Here is a 20,646-nt window from a genome sequence, read left to right as displayed (position 1 = left end):
ATCACACCCTGGCGCGCAGCCTGCCATTGGCCTTCCGGACTGGTCGGACGCAGGCGTTCCTTCGGCACGCCGGTCAGCGTGGCGGCCTTCTCGACAGTGAACCACACGCGGCGGTTGCTGCCGACATCTTCGGCGCGCAGCGTGAACGTGCGGCTGTTGGAGTTGGGCACCGCAACCGGGCCACCGCCGGTGGGCGACGAACTCACGTGCCATGTGTAGATCATGTTCGCTTCGTCGATCTGATCGCCTTCGGCATCGACCAGGTCGAACTTGCCTTCGATGACGCCGCCGACCTTCCACTCGCCGGTGATCGTCACGTTGGTGATGTTCGGCGCCGTACCCGGCACCACTGCGGAGACCGAGAAGGCTTCCACGCCAGTCGTCGGCGCCACCGTGCTCACCGGGATGACACCGAACACGAGGTACTGCGCCTGGTCTTCCGTAACCGGCGTGTACGTCGTCGAGGTCGCACTCGGAATCGCCGTGCGCGGCGTGCCGTTGGCGTTGTCCGAGCGATACCACTGGTACGTATGCGTGCCTTGCGGATCGCTTTCGGCGTCGTTGTAGCCGGCGTTGCCCGTCAACTGCGTACCAACCGCTACCGTACCGGTGATCGTCGGCGTCGCCGTCGGCGCGGTACCCGATACGGCCGCACTCGTCACCGCCTGGACCGCATCGCCGGTGTTCGGCGTACCCGTGGCACTGACCGGCGTGACGCGCACCATCAGGAACTTCGCGAAGTCATCGACGCGCACGACGTAGGCCGCACCGGTGGCACTCGCGATCGCAACCGGGTTGTCGCCGGCGATGTTGTCAACCTGGAACCACTGGTAGAGATGCGTGCCTTGCGCATCGCCATCGAGGTCGTCGTAGCCTTGCGGCACGGCGGTCAGCGTTTCGCCCACGACCGCGTTGCCGTTGATCAGCGGCGTGGTCATCGTCGGCGCGCGGCCTTCGATCACGCCTCGGCGCGTCGCCTGCCACTGGCCGCTCGGGCTGGTCGGACGCAGACGCTCCTTCGGCACGCCGGTCAGCGTGGCCGCCTTGTCGACGCTGAACCACACCTGGCGGCCGCTGCCGATGTCTTCGGGGCGCAGCGTGAACGTGCGGCTGTTGGAGTTGGGGACCGCAACCGGGCTACCGCCCGTCGGCGACGAGCTCACGTGCCAGGTGTATTGCATGTTCGCTTCGTCGATCTGATCGCCTTCGGCATCGACCAGGTCGAACTTGCCTTCGAGTACGCCGCCGACCTTCCACTCGCCGCTGATCGTCACGTTGGTAATGTTCGGCCCGGTGCCCGGCACCGGAGCGGAGACCACGAACGCTTCCACACCCGTCGTCGGCGCCACCGTGCTCACGGGGATGACACCGAACACCAGATGCTTCGCCTGGTCTTCGGCAACCGGCGTGTACGTCGCCGAAGTCGCGCTCGGAATCGCCGTGCGCGGCGTGCCACTGGCGTTGTCCGAGCGATACCACTGGTACGTATGCGTGCCTTCCGGATCGCCTTCGGCGTCGTTGTAACCGGGGTTGCCGGTGAGCTGCGAGCCCACGCCCACCGCGCCGGTGATCGTCGGCGTCGCCGTCGGAACCGTGTTGTTCACGACCGTCACGTCCGTGGTGCCCGTGCCGCTAGCAGGATCGGTGATCGCCGAATCCGTTGTCGCGATCGCTTCGACGGAAAGCGTCAATCCGCGGTCGGCTTCGACCACGGTGTAGGTATTGGTGCTGGCGATTTCGGTGCCGGCTCGCAACCATCGGTAACTGGTTGCGGTGATCGTGTCGCCGTCGGGATCGGTCGTACTCGCGGTCGCGCGCAGCGCGTCGCCGACGAGGGGCGCTTCACCCGGTCGTGTCGTGTTCTCGACGGCGACCGTGACCTGCGGCGCACGGCCCATGACCGATTCGGTCATCGCGTCCACCTGCACCAGGCGTGGCGCCACCGATTGCGCGGCCGCGACCGACAGCAAGGCGACGACCAGGAAGCTCGCGATAAGTGAGCGAACCAGTTTGGACAGACGAGACGAAGCAGCCATGCGCACAACCCTTTTGTTTGAATCAGCACGCGCCGCGCATCACACGCATCGCACACCCGGAATTTGAGTGACGTCGCCGGGGAATTTCCCCATGGCAACGTAACGAAACTTTTTTCGTTCCGCGATTGCACCTTCGTGCAGATCGCATGCGGGCCTGCCCATGCAGGCCCGCCGGAATGTCGGGCGCGGAGACATCTCCACGCCCGACGTTTGCGCCGTTACGGCGCGGTTGCGACGACCTTGATCTTCTTCTTCTGGTCGTCCTTGATCGGCGTGTACGTCGCGCCCGTCGCACCGGAGATATCGGTGTACGTGCCCGAGCCCGCGGCCGTTTCGATCTGCCACTGGTACGTGATGCCCGCGCCGCAGGTCGCCACGCAGGTCGGGGTCGCGGTGAGGACCGTGCCCACCAGCGGGTTGCCGGTCGGGGTGACCGCGACGGACAACAGCGCCGTCGGATCGGCCGGGTTGATTTCGCCGCCGCCGCCCGGGCCGGTGCCGCCGCCGCTGCCGTCGGTACCGACGTTCGCCGCGATCGTCAGCACGCCCTGGTAGGGATCGGTGACGCCCGGATCGGTGTGCGGGATCAGGGTGTAGGTGATGACCTTGCCGGCGTCGGCCGCCTGCACGGTGTAGGTCATCGCGCCCGGCGCACCGACGTTCGTGCCGTCGACGGTCCACTGCACGGTCGCGCTGGTGGCGGCCGTATCGATCGTGTCGCTGTCGGGGTCGGTCACGACGAAGTTCGCGGTGAGCACGTCACCGGCAAGCACCTGGCCACCGGCGCCCGAGGGCGTCACGTTGATCGTCGCCGTGGCGACGATCGGCGCGTGACCCTTGACCGAGTCGGTTTCCGGTGAAGTGACGACGGTCTGAGCGAATGCCAGACCCGACAACGACAGGCCGAGGAAGGTCGCGAGAAGCGTCCTGCGCAGCGAGTTGTTGGAAGTTTTGTTGCGTTGCATCTGGGGTTCTCCGGTTGATGTTGCGGGTCTTGCATGACACTGCGCTCGCCGAAGCGAGCGCAGAAAACAATCAGGGTTTGGTGGCGAGCACGCGGATGCGTCGCTTCTGGTCGCCGCGCGTGACGGTGTAGGTTTCGGCGACGGCACCGGGGATATCGATGTACGTGCCCGAGCCGACGGCGCTTTCGATCTGCCACTGGTAGACCAGCGGCGTCGTGCACTTGCCGCCACCGGCGCAGGTCACCGATGCATTGAGGACCGAGCCCACGATCGGCGCGCCCGACAACGGGCTGCCGTTGAAGTGCACTTCCACGCCGGTGGGCGTGTTGCCGGTGCCGGGGTCGTTCGGGTCGAGCGGATTGGTGCCGCTGTCGACTTCGGTCTTGTCGTCGATGCCGTCGGCGTCGGTATCGGGCTTGTTCGGATCCGTGCCGTGGTGTTCTTCCTGCTCGTTGCTCAGGCCATCGCCATCGGGATCGATGTCGATCACGTCGATGATGAAGTGCTGCTGCGCGACACGGCCGCGGCCGTCGACGACATTGACCGTCGCCTCGAAGCGGTTGTCCTTGGCCAAATCGGCCGACGACATCTTCGTCGGATCCAGGCGCAACTCATTGCCGACCAGCGTGAACAGCGCGGCATCGGGACCGGCGAGCGTGAACTTGTGTCCTTCCTTCGCGCCGATGACCTGCAACTGATAGCTGTAGATCGCGTCGGACATCACGCTGTCGTTGACCACCGACGGGCCGACGAACGCGAGCGGCACATCCTTCTCGCGGATCTCGGTGATGATCTTGTTTTCGCGCTCGACGAAGTCCGTCGCGCGCTGGCGGATATCGTTCTTCTGCGCGACGTTCTTGCGCGCCTTCTGCGCGCCGAGTGATTCGTTGAGCTGGTATTTGAAGTTGAACGAAACGCGCGTATCGCGCGTGCCCGTGCCCATCGCGCTGTCGTGCTCGAGCGCGATGCCGAACAGCGGCACCGGCGAGTAGCTGACCTTCGTGGTGAGGACGAAGGGATCCTTGTACGTTTGCCCGGTGCCGAACACGTCGACCTGGTCGCCGTGCCAGCGCGAGCCCTTGACGGTGAGGTCGAGACCCGGCGCGCGCGTGGGGCTCCACGTCAGGCCCAGGTCGTAACCGCTGGCCGCGCGCTCTTCGAAATCCGGGGCTTCGTCGATCGTCTTCCACGCATCCGATGCCGGCGCGTAGGTGTTGGCGAAGAAGCGCAGCGATTGCGTCGCCGCCTCGACGCCGAGGCCGACGCGGTGCGCGCCGTTGTCGAAATCGTGGTCGTAGAAAACATTGGCACCCAGCAACCAGGTGTCGCCGGGCGCAATCCAGCGATAGACCAGGCCGACGTTCGCCGTCGCGCGATCGCCTTCGTTGTGCACGCCGAATTGCGTGAGCAGGTAGTGGCGCTTGTCTTCGCCACCGTAGAGCATGCCCATCGTTTTCAGATTGACGTCGACATCGCCTTCCGAGCCCAGCGTGATGCCGCCATCGAGGCGCTGGAGGAATTGGTTGTCCGAATCCTTGATCGTGCTCAGCCCCGAAGAAATGGCGGCATTCGCAACGTCGGTCTTGAATTGGTCGGTCGCGCTGGTGCTGCTGGCGCTGGTGTTGGTCGACGAGCTCTTGGCCGCCGATTGCGCGGCGCTGATCGCCTTGGTGGTCAGCGAATCGGCCGCTTCCTTCGCCTTGTTGGGGCCCTGCGCCGCGCCGCCGATGTCGGGCAGGCTGTCCTGCACGTTCTTGGTCTGCGCACGGGAATTGGCTTCGACGTTGGACGAGCGTTGCGCTTCGTCCGACTTCTTTTTCTTTTCGTCCTCCTCGGCGAGCGCCGCAGGGCTGCCGAGCAGGAAGGTGAGGGCCAGCGCGATCGATCTGGCCAGGAAATTGGAACGGTGCTGCTTCCGTGGATGCATGGTCATCTGACGCGTCCCCTACGACGCTGAAAGTGGGGCGCATTCTTGTGGTCGGGTCCTACGCCCGACATGAGGCGAATCCCCTTCGCCCCGTAAGAAATGACTGCGCGTGTTGTGCGAAACATTCCCTGCAAAGGGAACAGCAAGCGGCCATAGGGCGCTATAGACCCAAGGGGCAAACAAATGCGCGGAAGGAACTTTTTGCGTCGGACGCAATGCGTCCACGCAACGCACGCAAGGGCGCGTCGCTATCGAATGGACAGGCAGAAACGACGAGGCCCGCGAATGCGGGCCTCGTTCCTATGCGTTGCGTGCGTTCGACTTATGCGAGGTTCTTCGCGACCTGCACGAGATTGTCGACCGTGAACCCGAAGTGCGGGAACAACTTCTCCGCAGGTGCGCTGGCACCGAAGCGATCGATGCCGATGACCGCGCCGTCCAGCCCGACGTACTTGCGCCAGAAATCACTGACGCCGGCTTCGATCGCCACGCGGCGCCGGCAGGCGTTCGGCAGCACGGCTTCGCGGTAGGCCGGGTCCTGGCGATCGAACACGTCGGTGCTCGGCATCGACACCACGCGCACGCCGTCACCGAGTTGCGCGGCGGCCTGCATCGCGAGTTCGACTTCCGAACCGGTCGCGATGAGGATCAACTGCGGCGCGCCCTTGCTGTCGCGAAGGATGTAACCGCCGCGGCGGATGTCGGCGACCTGCTGCGGCGTGCGCGGCTGGTGTGCGAGGTTCTGGCGCGTGAACACCAGGCACGACGGGCCGTCGTGTTGTTCGATCGCCGCGCGCCACGCCACCGCCGATTCGACGGCGTCGCACGGGCGCCACACGTCGTTGCCGGGGATGTAACGCAGCGAGGCGACGTGCTCGATCGGTTGGTGCGTCGGGCCGTCTTCGCCCAGGCCGATCGAATCGTGCGTGTAGACGTGGATCGCGTGCGCGCCCATCAGCGCGCTCATGCGCACGGCGTTGCGCGCGTAATCGCTGAAGACCAGGAAGGTCGCGTCGTAGGGAATGAAGCACTCGTGCAGGCCGAGGCCATTGCTGATCGCGGTCATCGCGAATTCGCGCACGCCGAAGTAGATGTAGTTGGCGTTCGCATCGTCGCTGTTGACCGACTTGCTGCCCTTCCACAAGGTGAGATTGGAATGCGCGAGGTCCGCCGAGCCGCCGATCAGTTCCGGCAGCAGCGGGCCGTAGGCCTCCAGCGCCATCTGCGAAGCCTTGCGCGACGCGACGACCGGGCCTTCGGCCTGCAGCTTCGCGATGTAGGCATCAGCCGCCGACGCCCAGTTGTCGGGCAGTTCGTTGCGCGCGCGGCGCACGAGTTCGTCGGCGAGTTCGGGATAACGCGCGGCGTATTGGTCGAACAGGCGGTTCCACTGGTCTTCGCGCACCAGGCCCGCGTTGCCGGCGCGCCAGCCGTCGCGGATGTCCTGCGGGATGTCGAACGCATCGTGCGGCCAATTCAGCGCAGCGCGCGTGGCGACGATTTCGTCCTTGCCCAGCGGTGCGCCGTGCGAGGACTCCTTGCCCGCCTTTCCCGGCGAACCGAAGCCGATCGTCGTGCGTGCGCAGATCAGCGTGGGCTTGTCGCTCGATGCGAGCGCCGCATCGACCGCGCGCTTGATCGCATCGGCATCATGCCCGTCGACGCCGCGCACCACGTTCCAGCCATAGGCTTCGAAACGCTTGCCGGTGTCGTCGGTGAACCAGCCCTGCGTGTCGCCGTCGATCGAGATGTGGTTGTCGTCCCAGATCGCGATGAGCTTGTTGAGGCCCCACGTGCCCGCGAGCGATGCGGCTTCGTGCGAGATGCCTTCCATCAGGCAGCCATCGCCCATGAACACCCAGGTGTGGTGGTCGACGACTTCGAACTCGGGGCGGTTGAAGCGCTGCGCGAGGAGTTTTTCGGCGAGCGCCATGCCCACCGCGTTCGCGAAGCCCTGGCCGAGCGGACCGGTCGTGGTTTCCACGCCCGGCGTCATGAAGTTTTCCGGATGGCCCGGCGTCTTGGACTCGAGTTGGCGGAAGGACTTCAGGTCATCGATCGTCAGCGCGTAGCCGGACAGGTGCAGCAACGCGTAATGCAGCATCGAGCCGTGGCCGTTGGACAACACGAAGCGGTCGCGGTTGAACCACGACGGATTGTTCGGGTTGTGGCGGTAGTAGTCGTTCCAGACGACTTCCGCGATGTCCGCCATGCCCATCGGCATGCCCGGGTGGCCGGACTTCGCGGCCTCCACCGCATCGATGGCGAGGAATCGGATGGCGTTGGCGAGGTCGCGGCGGCTGGGCGTCGGCATGGCGGGGGCGGGGTCGGAATCGGCGGGCAGGAACGGAATTGTCCCATGCCCGGGGTTCGCGATGCGCCCGGCCCGTGAGCTATGGCGTAGCGGCTGTTTCGCCGGCGCCCAGGTCGGGTTCGCCCGCGGCCACGAGCGTGGCGAGCGTGAGGTCGCCGGTCACGTTGAGCGTGGTGCGGCACATGTCGAGGAAGTGGTTGACGCCCAGGATCATGCCGATGCCGACCGGGTCCACGCCCACCATCGCGCAGATCAGCGCCACCACGGGCAGCGAACCCGACGGCACGCCGGCCGTGCCGATGCCGCCGAGGATGCAGACCACCATCACCATCGCCTGCTGGCCAAGGCTGAGGTCCACGCCGAAGAACTGCGCGAGGAACAGGACCGTCACGCCTTCGAACAGGGCCGTGCCGTTCTGGTTGGCGGTGGCGCCGACGGTCAGCACGAAGCGCGCGATGCGGCGCGGCAACCCGAGCTCTTCCTCTGCCACGCGCAGCGCGGTGGGGAGCGTGGCGTTGCTGGAGGCCGTCGAGAAGGCCATCACCATCGCCTCCTGCGCGCCCTTGAAGAAGCGCACCGGCGACTGGCCGGCCAACTTCAGCGCGACCGAATAACTCACGAACTGGTGCAAGGCGAGCGCAAGCACGACGACGCCGACATACGCACCCAGGCGCAGCAGCAGGTCGAAGCCGAAGATCGACACCAGGTTGAACATGAAGCAGAACACCGCGATCGGCGCCAGGCGGATCACCAGGCCGATCAGCGTCATCGAGATTTCGAACAGGCCTTCGATGCCGCGCTTGAGGATGTCGGTCTGCGGCGTGCGCGTGAGCACCAGGCCGATGCCGAACATCACCGCGAAGAACATCAGCGACAGGATCGTGCCGTTGTTGGAGGCCGCCGCGATCACGTTGTCGGGCACGATCGACACCAGCATGTCGATGCCGCGCGGCTGTTCGCCGACGCTGGCCACGATTTCCTTCGCGCGGTCGGCGTTGTCGGCGAGCAATTGCTGCGCCAGCGCCGGGTCGACGCCCGCACCGGGCTTGAGCCAGTTCACCAACACCAGGCCGAGGAGCACCGCCACCGCCGAGAGCAGCACCGTGTAGAACAAGGTCTTCCAGCCGATGCGCCCCAGCGCGCGCACGTCGCCCATTTCCGCGATACCCACGACCAGCGCCGAAAACAGCAGCGGCACGATCAGCATGAAGATCAGGGACAGGAAGATCTTCGAGAACGGCGTGGTGACGTAGGTCGTGAACAACTGCACCCAGGCCGCATCGCTGCCGGTGGCGTGGACCAGCAGGCCCGCCGTGATGCCGGCGATGAAGCCGATCGCGATTTTCGTGTGCAGCGGAAGGCGCTTGCGCGCGGTGGGCGTGGCCATGCGGATTCCTGGGCCGCGGACCCCCCGCGGAACGAATGCGACTTTAACGCGCGGCTCAGGCCGGGGGATAGAGCGGCGGCAGTGGATCGCGGAGGTTTGCCGTGCGCTCGGTGGCTGTCACGCGCACGCCGCGGGCAAAGGCGCGGCGAAGGGCCTCGCGCGCGGCGCGTGGGTCGCCGCCCGCCCAACGCGCGCGCTGCAAGGCGTCGAGGGCTGCGCGTTGGTCGGTGTCGGCGATGCGTGCGCGCAAGGCGTCGATGTCGGCCGCGGGAGGTTGCACGGCGGCGCACAGCGTTTCGGCGATGTCGCCGAGGTCGCCGTCGGCCAGTGCGCGCTTGAGGTCGGGGCGTGGGGAGGCGGGCTTGTCCGGCGCGTCGGGCGCGGGCGTGTGCTTCGGATGGTGGCCGAGGAACCACAGCAGCGTGAACAGCCAGAGCAGCGCAAAGGCGGCCGCCGCCGCGGCCCACGGCAGGACGCGCCCCTGGATGCCGGGGATCGCAATGCGGCCGTCGCCGGTTTGCGTTGCATCGGCGACGTCGACCGGCGCGCCCGCGTCGGGCCGCGTCGCCGCGTTCACGCCCGTGCCGGGCGCGACATTCAGATCGATCGGCGGCAAGGTCGCGGTGCGCGCGACGCCTGCGCGCACGTCCCACCATTCCAGCCGCGGCGGCTCGATGCGCAACGCACCGGCGCGCGTGGGCACGATCGAAAACGTGCGCGACAAGGTGGTGCGCGGGCGCGCTTCGGTGAAGGATTCATCGGCCTGCAGAGCCGCGGGGAAGACTTGCGCCGCGCCGTTGGAGGCCAGTTGCAATTCGGGCATCTGCGCGGCGACTGCGCCGTCCGCGACCGCTTCGATCTGCACGGTCGCCGATTCGCCCGCGCGCGCGGCATGCGGCAAGGTGACGTAACGCAGGCGCAAGTCGGTCAGCGGCAGCCATGGCTGTGGTGCCGTGGCGGGAATCGCGCGCACTTGCAGCACGCGATCGGGCGCATCGGCGGCCAGCGGACGGCGGCCATCGCCGAGCAGGTCGTCGAAGAAGCCACCCACGCCCTGCCCGCGGAAGCGCGCACCCGGCAACACGACGCGACCGCTGCGTTCGCCGATCACGAGGAAGCGGCGTTCGATTACGTTGTAGTGTCGCCCGCCCATTTCCTGGGTGTACTGCACGTCCTGGCCGACCTTGCGCAGCGTCGCGCCCTCGGGTTCGGACTGTTCGAGCGCGCCCGACACCAGCGGGACGGCGGTGTACAGCCGCACTTTCAATCCCACTGCCTGCTGCACCCACGGATCGCCGTCGTCGATTTCCGATTCGATGAACGTATCGTCGCCCGCCTTCGTCGGCGTTCGGCTCAGGGGCGCGACGGTGAGCGCGAGCGGCGGCGTGGTCTGCGTGCCGATGTGCAGCGAGGGAATCGTGATCACGCCTTCGCGCCGCGGTTGCAGCAACACCGAGTACTGCGCGCTGACGGTGATGCGGCCGTTCTCCGCACGCGCGCTGCGTTGGCTCGAATGCCCGCTGAGGATGAAGTCGCGTTCGAGCGGCGCGTAGTCGGGGCCGCCCTGCGCGGAATCGGCGGCGATGTTGAGCGTCGTGGTTTCGCCGGCTTCGATGCGGTCGCGATCCAGCCACGCGCGCACCTGCGCATGCGCGCAGGGCGCAAGCAACGCGAACAGAACGAGGGTGGTCAGGGCCCACTTGCGCATCATTCGCCGCCCTCCAGTTGGCGGCGTTCGTATTCGAGGCGGAATTTCGCGCGCAGCAGGCCGCCCGGATCATCGGGGACGCGGCGCAGCCAGGCTTCGTTCGCAAGGCGGCGTTCGCGTTCCTGCGGGGTTTTCGCGTGTGCCTGCGCCTGCCCTTGTTGCGGCTTGCCGGCCTTGTCCTGGCCGAGCGCGCGCTGCATGCGTTCGCGTTGCGCGGCATCGGCGGCGCGTTGCGCCTGCGCTTGTTGCGGCGATTGCGGTTTGGCTTGTGCCTGCTGCGGCGACTGGCCGGATTGTTGGGATGGCTCCGGTTGTTGGCTCGTTTGTTGCTGTCCTTGCGAGGGTTTGGGCTGTCCACCCTGCTGCGCGGATTGCTGTTGTTGCTGCTGCTGTTGCGGCGACTGCGATTGGCCGGACTGTTGTTGCTGCTTGCCGTCCTGCTTGCCTTGCGCGCGCGGATCGTTGCGCTTGGAATCGCCGGACGGCGGCTTGCGTTTCATCGCCGCGGCCACGGCTTTGCGATTGGCGATGGCATCTTCCATGTTCGGATGCGCCTGCAGCGCGCGATCGTAGGCCGCCAGGGCATCCTCGTAACGGCCCTGCCTGGCGAGCGCGTTGCCGAGGTTGTATTGCGCATCGGCGCCGGGCACGCCGTCGAAGGCCTGCTCCGCGGCGTCGAACTTGCCGGCGTGGTAAGCGGCCTCGCCCGATTCCATGCGCTGCGCCGCGACCTGATCGGCGCGTCGCCACAGTGTTCCCTGCGGTTTGTCCTGCGCATGTGCGAATCCCATCGGCACGCACAACACCACCAGCAATGCAGCCGGGCCCGCCCCGCGCCGGAACGCGAAGACCGCCAGCAACATCAACGGCGGAATGAGCCAATAACCTGCGTCTTCCCAACTGCGGCCCGCGCGACCCTGCGTGGAGGTCGCGCTCGTGGGATCGGCATGCAGGATCTCCAGCGCACGCAAGTCCGCATCATCGATGGACAAGGCTGCGTAACGCCCGCCACCTGCGCTCGCCAGTGATCGCAACGACGAGGGATCGAGCGACACGCGCGAGATCCCGCCCCCCACCTGTTGCACGACGGTGCCCTCCTCGCTGCCCAGGCCGAGAACGGAGACGCGCATGCCACGCTTCATCGCTTGCGCGGCGGCGGCGTTCGCGGCGGCGTCGCCATGGTCGGTGAGCACGAGGATGTCGCCATGGTCGAAGCCGGCCTGGCGCATCAGGTCGACGGCGCGCGTGATCGCACGATCGGGTCGATGACCGTCGACGGGCATCACGTCGGGCGCGAGCGTGTCGAGGAAGAGGGCGACGTTCGCGGCATCGTCGGTGAGCGGTGCGACGGTGTACGCATCGTCGGCGAATGCGAGCAAGCCCACCTGCCCGCCCGCGCGCTCGCGCAGCAAGGTGGCGAGTTTCGCGCGCGCCTGCAGCAAGCGAGAAGGCGGCAGGTCCGCTGCCAGCGCGCTGCTCGACAGATCCAGCGCCACCACCAACGGCGTTCGACTCTGCCACGCCGGTTGCGCGACCTGTTTCCATGCCGGCCCGGCGAGCGCGATCACGGCCAATGCGAAGGCGAGCAGCACGGCGACGAGCGTGCCGCGCGTGCGCACGTTAGACGCCGGCTCGAGCAAAAATGGCAGCAAGTGCGCATCGACGGACGCGCGCCAGACATTGTCGCGGCGCGTGCGTTGCCACCACAGCCACGCGATCAGCGGCAAGGCGAGCAAGGCCCACAGCCACGCGGGGCGCAGGAAATGCAGGAGATCGAAACCGCTCATGCGCGCCTCCGCAAAGGCACGGCGCCCAGCGCTGCGAGGCCAAGCGCAATCGCCAAGGGCAGCGGATAGCGCTCGATGCGCGGACGCACGGCCTGCCCCGGGCGGCGGATCGGTTCGAGGCGATCGATCTCCGCGTAGATGCCCGCGAGCGATTCGGTATCGCGCGCACGGAAGAAGCGACCCCCGGTGATCTGCGCGATGCGTTGCAGGCCGGCTTCGTCGATTTCCGAATCGCCCGCGCCGGGCAGGCGGAAACCGAACAGCGACACGCCGCCTTCGCCACCGAAGGCGATGGTGTGCACGCGCACCTTCGCGTCGCGCGCAAGTTCCGCGGCCTTCGCCGGATCGAGCACGCCGGCGGTGTTCACGCCGTCGGTCAGCAGGATCACGACGCGTTGTTCGGAGGGCTGCGATTGCAGGCGTTTCACCGCGAGTGCGAGCGCGTCGCCAAGCGCGGTTTCGCGCCCGGCCAGGCCGACGACGCTGTCCTGCAATTGCTGGCGCACCGTCGTCAGGTCGAGTGTCAGTGGCGTGAGCGTGTAGGCGCGTTGGCCGAACACGAGCAGGCCGACGCGATCGCCGCCGCGCCGATCGAGGAAGTCGGCGAGCACGGCCTTCGCGGCGGTCAACCGATCGACCACGTTGCCGCCGAGTTCCATGTCCTCTTCGCTCATGCTGCCGGACAGATCGACGGCGAGCATCAAATCGCGGCCGACTTGCGGCGGCGCGATCGGCGGGCCGAGTTCCTGCGGGCGCGCGCATGCGAAACACAACGCGATCCACGCCAGCCACGCGAGCAACCCGGCGCCGCGACCGCGCAAGGCGTGGCCATTGCCCGCCTGCGCGACCTTGTCGATGTGCGCACCGTAGGGCACGCGCAAAGCGGCCGCGCCCGAACGCCGGCGCGGCAATACCCAGCGCGCGAGCAGCGGCAGCGGAATCGCGAGCAGCGCGAGTGGCCAGGCGAAGGCGGACAACCATTGCGCGAGTGCGTTCACCGCATCATTTCCAGATAGCGGCGGCGTGCGCGCGCGCGCAGATCGGCGACGTCCTTCGGATCCACGTCGCGCCGGAACGCGCCTTCGAGCAACACGTTGCCGGCTTGTCCGTCGAACAAGGGTTCGCGTGCGCCGGTATCCAGGTGCTTGCGCCAGCGATCGCCTTCGTAGCGATCGGCTTGCGGGTCCTTGCGGCGCGCGGCGCGGCGCAGGAGTTCGGAGATGGCGGCCACTTCCGCGGCGGGCGTGGTCGCGCGCGCGAGCGCCTGGTCGAACACGCCGGCGATGGCGCGACGCCGCGCGCGCTTGCGACGCGCGAGAAACGCGAGCGCGCCGATCACGACGACGAGCGCGGCCAGCACGAGCCACCACCCCGGCGCCAGCGGCCACCACGAGGTCGCGGGAGCGGCATGCACGTCGCGCAGCACGAGGTCGGGCGTCATGCGCATTTCAGGCCACGCTCGCCTGTGGGCGGCCCCATGCGCCGAGCCAGGCGTCGCTGGGCGCATCGGTCGACAACACATCCACGCGCACGCCGCGCGCGGGCAAGGCTTGCAACGCTGCTTCGATGGGCGCGACGAACTCGCCGCGCCAACGCTGGCGTTGCGAGGCGGTCGCCAGATCCAGTTCGACGCGGTGGTCGCCCGTTGCGAACGGCAGCGCCGCCTTCGGCGGGTCGCGCTCGAGCGGATCGACGAGTAGCAGCACCGTCGTGTCGTGATGCAAGGCGAACGCCGGCCAGCGATGCGGATCGATGGCGGCGATGCTCGCCGGATCGGCGAGCACGATCAGGCGCGAGCCCGGACGCAGCACGCGTTGCGCCTGGTCGAGTGCGACGCCCAGGCCGGCGTCGTCTTCGGGCGGCGCGGCGTACCAGCGCACGAGCGCATCCAGCACGCGCAATGCGCCGCGCGGCCCGCCTGCCGGGGGAATCGGCGCTTCGCGCTGGCTGCCGCGCAAGGCGGCGACACGGTCGCCATCGCGCAACGCGGCCCATGCGGCGATCGCGCCCGCGCGCGCGGCCTGCACCGACTTGAAGCGCACGCGCGTGCCGAAATACAGCGTCGGCGCGGTGTCGGCGACGAGCAGCGTCAGGCGTTCGCGTTCGGCCTGGAACAACTTGGTGTGCGGCCGCCCGCTGCGCGCGGTGAGGCGCCAGTCGATGTGGCGTGCGTCGTCGCCGATCGCGTATTCGCGCGATTCGGCGTATTCCATGCCGCGGCCGCGCATCGGCGAGAGCGCATGGCCGGTGACGCCATGCCGGCCGCGACGCGGCGCGCGCCGCCCGAGTGCGAGCGCACGCAGCCCGACCAGTTCCTGCAGCGTGGGCACGATGCCTTCCTGCGGGGGCACGGCACGAGGCATGGTCAGGGCAAGGGCACCTTGTCGAGCAGCGCGCGCACGAGGCGATCGCCGTCCCAGCCTTCGGCCGTGGCTTCGTAACTGGGCAACACGCGATGGCGCAGCACGTCGGGCGCGATCGCACGCACGTCTTCGGGCGTGACGAAGTCGCGTCCGGCGAGCCATGCGCGCGCACGCGCGCAGCGCTCGAGCGCGATCGAACCGCGCGGGCTCGCGCCCCAGGCGATGCGGCGCGCAAGGGAAGCGTCGTAGCGCGTCGGCTCGCGCGAGGCGAGCACCAGTTCGATGAGGTAACGCTCCACCGGTGGCGCGAGATGCAGGTCGAGCACGGCGGCGCGCGCTTCGAAGACGTCGTCGATCGGCATGCGTTCGACCGCTTCGGTCGTCGCCTGCAGCACGTTGCGCGCGCGTTCGCGGGCCAGGCGCAGGATTTCGGTTTCCGCCGCCGCGGCCGGATAGCCGATGCGCAGGTACATCAGGAAACGGTCCAGCTGCGCTTCGGGCAGCGGGAAGGTGCCTTCCTGTTCGATCGGATTCTGCGTCGCCATCACCAGGAACAGCGCCGGCAGCGGATAGGTCTGCCGGCCCACGGTGACCTGGCGTTCGCCCATCGCTTCGAGCAGGGCCGACTGGACCTTGGCCGGCGCACGGTTGATCTCGTCGGCCAGCAGGATGGGATGGAAGATCGGCCCGGGCTGGAATTCGAAGCGGCCGTCCTGCGGGCGCCAGACCTCGGTGCCGGTGAGATCGGCGGGCAACAGGTCGGGCGTGAACTGGACGCGGGCGAAGGCGGCATCCAGGCGCGCGGCGAGCGCACGGATCGCGCTCGTCTTGGCCAGGCCCGGCGCGCCTTCGACGAGCAGGTGCCCGTCGGCGAGCAGCGCGATGAGGAGGCGTTCGATCAGTTCGCCCTGCCCGACGATCTCGGCCGAGAGCTGGTCGCGCAACGCGGAAAAGGCGGCGTGCAGGCGGGACGGCGGTGCGGTGTGGCTGTCGGCGCGATTGTCCATGCTGGGGCGGGGGATCCCGGGCGGTGTCGGGCCGAGTTTGACTGGTTCGCGGCCCGTTGGTTCACCCGGAAACGGCAACGGGGCCATGAGGCCCCGTTGCATTCATCCTTTGGCGAAGAAGATCAACCGCGCTGGGAGACCATCATCACCTTCGGCGTCACGAAGATCAGCAGCTCGGCCTTCTCCTTCGTGCGGCCCTTCTTCTTGAACAGGTTGCCGATCACCGGCAGGTCGCCCAGCCACGGCACCTTGGTCACGTCGGCGCGGTCGCGGAACTCGTACACGCCGCCGATCACGACCGTCTGGCCGTTGTCGACCAGCACCGCGGTGTTGATTTCGCGCTTGTTGATCTGCGGCACTTCACCGATGTCGGTATCGATGAAGCCTTCGATCTCGTCCTTCTTGATGGCCATGTTGAGGAACACGCGGCCGTCGTTGGTGATCGTCGGGGTGACCTTGAGCTCGAGCAGGACGTCCTTGAACTGCACGTTCGGGATCGCCGCACCGGAGCCCTGCTGCTGCGCGATCGTCACGTAGCCGACTTCCTGGCCCTGGCGGATCACCGCTTCCTTCTGGTTGCTGGTGACGATGCGCGGGTTGGAGATCACTTCGCCGCGGCCTTCGGTCTGCAGCGCGGAGAGCTCCATGTCGAGCACGTAGCCGGCGTTGATGATCGACAGGGCGAGCGAGCCGGCCGCACCGACGACCGGGAGGTCGACGTTGAGCGACTTGGCCGGCGGGACCGGGCGCACCGCACCGCTGTTGGCGGTGTTGCTGGCGACGTTGCCGTTGAACAGCACGTTGTTGTTGGCGCCGGCGATGCCGAACTTCGCACCCAGTTCGCGGGCGAAGGATTCGGTGGCGATCACGATGCGGGCTTCGATCAGCACCTGGTCGACGGGCTTGTCGAGCAGGCCCACGAGGCGGCGCACTTCGGCGACCTTCGACGGGATGTCGATGATCAGCAGCGTGTTGGTGCGGCGGTCGAAGCTCATGCTGCCGCGCGGCGAGAGGAAGCCGCGCTGGCTGTTCGCGCCACCGCCACCGCCACCGGAGCTGGACTTGCTTTCTTCGGTCAACAGCTTGGCGATGTCTTCGGCGTTGCCGTAGTTGATCGGGATGTACTCGGTGATCATCTCGGCGCGGTTTTCGATCGCGATGCGCGCGTCTTCCTTCGCCTGTTCGTACTTGGCGATTTCGTCCTGCGGGGCGACCCACACCACGTTGCCGTCGCGGCGCTTGTCCAGGCCCTTGGCGCGCAGGACGATGTCCAGCGCCTGGTCCCACGGCACGTTGATCAGGCGAAGCGTGACGTTGCCGGCCACCGTGTCGGAAGCGACGACGTTGAGGTTGGATTCCTCGGCGATCAGCTGCAGGACGGTGCGCACCGGCACGTCCTGGAAGTTGAAGGTCACCGGGCGGCCGCCGTAGACCTTGGCGGGCGCGTTGGACGTGGTGGCGCCGACGGCGGCGTTCGCACCCGGCTTGGCGGCGGCGCGCGGCACGACTTCGACGACGTATTCGTTGCCCGTCTGGTAGGCCATCGACTCGTACTGGCCGTTGGTGGCCAGCACCAGCTTGGTGCCCGCGCCGTCGGCCCGCGCTTCGATGCGCTGCACCGGCGTCGCGAAATCCTCGACGTTGAGCGGCTTGGCCAGCGAGGCCGGCAACCTGGCGTTGCCGACGTCGATGATCACGCGCGAGCCTTCATTGCGGATGTCGGGAACCGCGCCCGAACCGCTGAAGCGCAGGCTCAGCCGGCCCGAGCCGCCGTCGCCGCGCTTGAAGTCGATGTTGGAGACGGAGATCGTGCCGGGCACGTTCTTGCTCGGATCGACGTTGGGCGTGGGCGCGTTGGCCGCGGTGGCCGCGGACTGCGCTGCGAGGACGCCCGTTGCCTGGGCGGCATCCGCGGCGCCGAAGGCCGTCACGAGCCCGATCGCGAGCCCGAGCACCCCGGCCCGAAGGAAGGGGCGCCGTGCAGGCCGCATCGGTGTGGCGTTGTGCAAGGTCATCGTCCTTTCCCCTTATTGATCTTCGAGCGCGACGGTCGCAGGGCGTTCCAGCCAGCCGCCCGCACCATCCGGCACCAATTCCACGAGTTCGATCCGGTCTTCATAGACCGCGGTCACGCGACCGTCGGCCTGCCCCAAATACACGCCGGGGCGAACGCGATACGTCACCTTGTCCGGCGCCATGACCAGCGCGATGAGGTTGGACCCGCTGCCGAGCGTGCCGACCATGTCGAGGCTGTCGAGCGGGAACTGTTCGAGCGTCTGCTTCGGGCGGTTCGGGTCCGGGCGCGGGCCGCTGCCGCCACTGATGTCGCTGAAGGCTTCGCTGAAGGGATCGCGCAAGGCCTGGGCGGCATATTCGAAAGTCTCGAACTGCTGCATCACGGGCAGCGGATCGAGCGGCGGCGCGGGACGCGCCTTCACTTCGGCGACCCATTTCTCGAGGTCTCGCGCCGGTTCGGGGCCGCTGTTGACGCTGCGGCCGCAGGCGGCGAGCACGAGCAGCGCGATCGCCAACAGGACGCGGGAGGTGTGCTTGGAAGTCATCACTTCTTCCCTCCCTTCGGCGGAGGCGCCTTCTTGCCGCCCTTGGCGGGGGCACCGGCACCGGGCGTCTCGTTGTCGTCGAGATAACGGTAAGTCTTCACCGTACCGGCAAGCTGCAGGATGCTGTTCGGGCCGATCTTGGCGCCCGGCGTCGGGTTGCGCGGCGTCAGCACGATGTTGTGCATCGTCATGATCACCACGCGCGGCAGCGAAGCCACGCCGCTCACGAACGCGCCGAACTGGTGGTAGGTGCCCACCATGCGCAGCTGGATCGGCTTCTCGGCGTAGAACTCCTTCGGCGCTTCCGGACCCGGCTGGAAGAGCTCGTTGGTGATGCCGGTGGCGAGCGCGGTCTGCGAGATGTCGATGATCAGGTCCGGCATCTCGGTCTTGCTCGGCAACTGGCGCAGCATCTGCTGCAGTTGCTGCTCCATCTGCGCCAGCTGGAGCTTGAGCGGTTCGAGGTTGGCGGCCTGGCCCTGCTTGTCTTCGAACGTCGCGCGCAGGTCGGCTTCCTTGCGGTCCAGGTCGGCGAGCTGGTCGCGCTGCCCGGTGATCACGAAGTACCAGACCAGGCCGATGATGACCGCCGCGATCAGCGCGCAGAACGCGATCTTGTACGACTGCGGCCACGACGCGGTGTTGTTGAGGTTGACGTCCTTCAGCGCCATCTTCTTCTGGCTCATGGCGCGGCTCCATTCGTCGGGGCGGCGGCGGGCGCCGGCGCGGCCTTGGCCGGGGCGGCGGCGGTGCCGGCGCTGGCGGGCGTGACACCGGTGGGCGGCGCGACCGTCGGCGCGGCATCGGGGATGCCGTCCTTGTTTTCGTCCTTCGGCGCGTTGGGGTTGGCGAGCTTGACCTGCAGGTCGAACTCGTACGGCAAGCCCTTGTTGGTGCCGCGCGCTTCGATCACCGAGAGTTCGGGGTTGGTCATCCAGCCCGAGCTTTCGAGGTTGCGCATGTAGGTCGAGACGCGCGCGTTGGACTGCGAGCGGCCCTTGAGCGTGAGCATCTCGCCGTTCTGCTGGATCGAGGCGAGCGTGACGCCGTCGGGGATCGTGCGCACCAGCGAATCGAACAGATGGACCATCTGCGAGCGGTTGGCCTGCAGCTCTTCGATCACCGTCTTGCGCGCGAGCAGCTTGGCCTTCTTCTCGTCGAGCAGCTTGATCTCGTCGATCTTGGCCTGGACCTTCGTGATTTCGCCTTCGAGGTAGGCGTTGCGGTCGGTCTGCCCGTCGATCTGCGCGTTGTAGAACATGTAGATCAGGAAGGAGAGGACGACCGCGCCCAGCGCGGCCGCGCCCACCATCGCCATGAATTCCTTCTGGCGCTGGCGCCGGCGCTCGGCGCGCCAAGGGAGGAGGTTGATCCGTGCCATCAGTCGAAGCTCCTCATGGCCAGGCCGCAGGCGATCATCAGCGCGGGGGCGTCCTGGTTCAGCGCATGCGCCTGCACGCGCGGACCGAGCGTCATCTGCGCCAGCGGGTTGGCCATCACCGTCGGCACGCCCAGTTGCTCTTCGACCATCGCGGCGATGCCGGGGATGGAGGCGCAACCGCCGGCGAGGACGATCTGGTCGACGCGGTTGAATTCGCTGCCGGCGTAGAAGAACTGCAGCAGACGGCTGACCTGCTGGACCATCGCTTCCTTGAAGGGCTCCAGGACTTCGATGTCGTAGCTTTCCGGCAACCCGCCCTGGCGCTTGGCCAGGCCGGCTTCTTCGTAGCTCAGCCCGTAACGGCGCATCACTTCGTCGGTGAGCTGCTTGCCGCCGAACACCTGCTCGCGGCTGTAGAGGCTGCGGCCGTTGCGCAGGATGTTGAGCGTGGTCATCGTCGCGCCGGTATCGACCAGGGCGATGATCCCGTCGCGCGGCGCGCTGAGGGTATCGGCGAGCAGCGAGAAGGCGTTCTCGATCGCGAAGGCCTCCACGTCCATCACCTTCGCGGTGAGGCCGCCCAGTTCGAGCGCGGCGACGCGGGCATCGACGTTCTCGGTGCGCGAGGCCGCGAGCAGCACCTGCACCATGTCCGCGTTGCCCGGCATCTGGCCCAGCACTTCGAAGTCGAGGTTCACTTCCTCGATCGGGTACGGGATGTAGTTGACCGCTTCGAGCTCGACCTGCGATTCCAGGTCGGTCTCGTCCAGGTCGCCCGGCATCGGGATGATCTTGGTGATCACCGCCGAGCCGGCGACGGCCGCGGCCGCGTGCCGGGCGCGGGCGCCCGAGCGGTTGACGGCGCGCTTGATGGCTTCGCCGACGGCTTCCACCTCGACGATGTTCTTTTCCACCACGGCATTGGGCGGCAGAGGTTCGACCGCGTAGTGCTCCACGCGGTAACGGTTCCCGGATCGGGAGAGCTGCAGCAGCTTGACGGCAGTCGAGCTGATGTCGACCCCGATCAGCGGCGGCTGACTGTTTGTGATCAATCCCACGTTTTCTCCCCTATTCACGGGCGCTTACGCGCACTTCGTGCCCCGAAGCATTAAATAACGGACTTTAAACGATCTGGCAACCTCCCCTACCCCGGGCGCCCATCACAAGTCCGACATTCCCCTTCCTGAACGGCCTTGGCGGTCACTTCCGG

The 20,646-nt window shown here is 67.5% G+C and carries 16 protein-coding genes; all 16 read right to left on the bottom strand.

From position 1 onward, the window contains the following. Nucleotides 1–2,036 (bottom strand): hypothetical protein (locus AB4059_RS15815; protein WP_498980211.1); only part of this gene is annotated, 2,036 nt, incomplete at its 3' end. A gap of 218 nt (nucleotides 2,037–2,254) precedes the next feature. Further along, nucleotides 2,255–3,001 (bottom strand): ZirU family protein, encoded by a 747-nt coding sequence (locus AB4059_RS15810; protein WP_498980209.1) that lies wholly within the window; start codon nucleotides 2,999–3,001, stop codon nucleotides 2,255–2,257. 70 nt (nucleotides 3,002–3,071) lie between these two features. Then, complete coding sequence (locus AB4059_RS15805; RefSeq protein WP_498980207.1) at nucleotides 3,072–4,934, bottom strand: ZirU family protein; 1,863 nt, start codon at nucleotides 4,932–4,934, stop codon at nucleotides 3,072–3,074. A 316-nt stretch (nucleotides 4,935–5,250) separates the two neighbouring features. After that, nucleotides 5,251–7,242 (bottom strand): transketolase, encoded by a 1,992-nt coding sequence (tkt, locus tag AB4059_RS15800; protein WP_498980205.1) that lies wholly within the window; start codon nucleotides 7,240–7,242, stop codon nucleotides 5,251–5,253. A gap of 79 nt (nucleotides 7,243–7,321) precedes the next feature. Then, a complete protein-coding gene (locus AB4059_RS15795) occupies nucleotides 7,322–8,629 on the bottom strand; it encodes a dicarboxylate/amino acid:cation symporter (RefSeq protein ID WP_498980203.1) in 1,308 nt (435 codons plus the stop codon). 55 nt (nucleotides 8,630–8,684) lie between these two features. Next, the gene (locus AB4059_RS15790; protein WP_498980201.1) at nucleotides 8,685–10,340 is read right to left on the bottom strand and encodes a BatD family protein; all 1,656 of its coding nucleotides are present in this window, start codon (nucleotides 10,338–10,340) and stop codon (nucleotides 8,685–8,687) included. Then, a complete protein-coding gene (locus tag AB4059_RS15785) occupies nucleotides 10,337–12,124 on the bottom strand; it encodes a VWA domain-containing protein (protein WP_498980199.1) in 1,788 nt (595 codons plus the stop codon). Before AB4059_RS15785 ends, AB4059_RS15790 begins: the two co-directional genes overlap by 4 nt. Further along, nucleotides 12,121–13,122: a vWA domain-containing protein gene (locus AB4059_RS15780; protein ID WP_498980197.1), complete on the bottom strand. Its 1,002-nt coding sequence runs from the start codon at nucleotides 13,120–13,122 to the stop codon at nucleotides 12,121–12,123. The genes AB4059_RS15785 and AB4059_RS15780 overlap by 4 nt, the downstream gene beginning before the upstream one ends. Further along, nucleotides 13,119–13,565, bottom strand: coding sequence for a DUF4381 domain-containing protein (locus AB4059_RS15775; RefSeq protein ID WP_498980195.1), 447 nt, complete (start codon nucleotides 13,563–13,565; stop codon nucleotides 13,119–13,121). The genes AB4059_RS15780 and AB4059_RS15775 overlap by 4 nt, the downstream gene beginning before the upstream one ends. Before the next feature lie 7 nt (nucleotides 13,566–13,572). Then, on the bottom strand, nucleotides 13,573–14,487 hold the full coding sequence (locus AB4059_RS15770; protein WP_498980193.1) for a DUF58 domain-containing protein: 915 nt from the start codon (nucleotides 14,485–14,487) through the stop codon (nucleotides 13,573–13,575). A gap of 2 nt (nucleotides 14,488–14,489) precedes the next feature. Beyond that, on the bottom strand, nucleotides 14,490–15,494 hold the full coding sequence (locus AB4059_RS15765; RefSeq protein ID WP_498961080.1) for an AAA family ATPase: 1,005 nt from the start codon (nucleotides 15,492–15,494) through the stop codon (nucleotides 14,490–14,492). Nucleotides 15,495–15,616: 122 nt separating this feature from the next. Continuing rightward, nucleotides 15,617–17,509: a type IV pilus secretin PilQ gene (locus AB4059_RS15760; RefSeq protein ID WP_498980191.1), complete on the bottom strand. Its 1,893-nt coding sequence runs from the start codon at nucleotides 17,507–17,509 to the stop codon at nucleotides 15,617–15,619. Between the two features lie 12 nt (nucleotides 17,510–17,521). Then, nucleotides 17,522–18,055, bottom strand: coding sequence for a pilus assembly protein PilP (locus AB4059_RS15755; protein WP_498980189.1), 534 nt, complete (start codon nucleotides 18,053–18,055; stop codon nucleotides 17,522–17,524). Then, entirely contained in the window at nucleotides 18,055–18,741 is a 687-nt protein-coding gene (locus AB4059_RS15750; protein WP_498980187.1) for a type IV pilus inner membrane component PilO, read from the bottom strand. Before AB4059_RS15750 ends, AB4059_RS15755 begins: the two co-directional genes overlap by 1 nt. Then, nucleotides 18,738–19,436 (bottom strand): PilN domain-containing protein, encoded by a 699-nt coding sequence (locus AB4059_RS15745; RefSeq protein ID WP_498980186.1) that lies wholly within the window; start codon nucleotides 19,434–19,436, stop codon nucleotides 18,738–18,740. The genes AB4059_RS15750 and AB4059_RS15745 overlap by 4 nt, the downstream gene beginning before the upstream one ends. Continuing rightward, nucleotides 19,436–20,494: a pilus assembly protein PilM gene (locus AB4059_RS15740; protein ID WP_498961090.1), complete on the bottom strand. Its 1,059-nt coding sequence runs from the start codon at nucleotides 20,492–20,494 to the stop codon at nucleotides 19,436–19,438. The genes AB4059_RS15745 and AB4059_RS15740 overlap by 1 nt, the downstream gene beginning before the upstream one ends. Nucleotides 20,495–20,646 lie beyond the last annotated feature (152 nt).

This window comes from Lysobacter sp. 2RAF19 (genome assembly GCF_052115395.1).
GTDB lineage: Bacteria > Pseudomonadota > Gammaproteobacteria > Xanthomonadales > Xanthomonadaceae > Noviluteimonas.
Note: the sequence above shows the minus strand (reverse complement) of the source record. Positions and strands in the feature narration are given on the sequence as shown.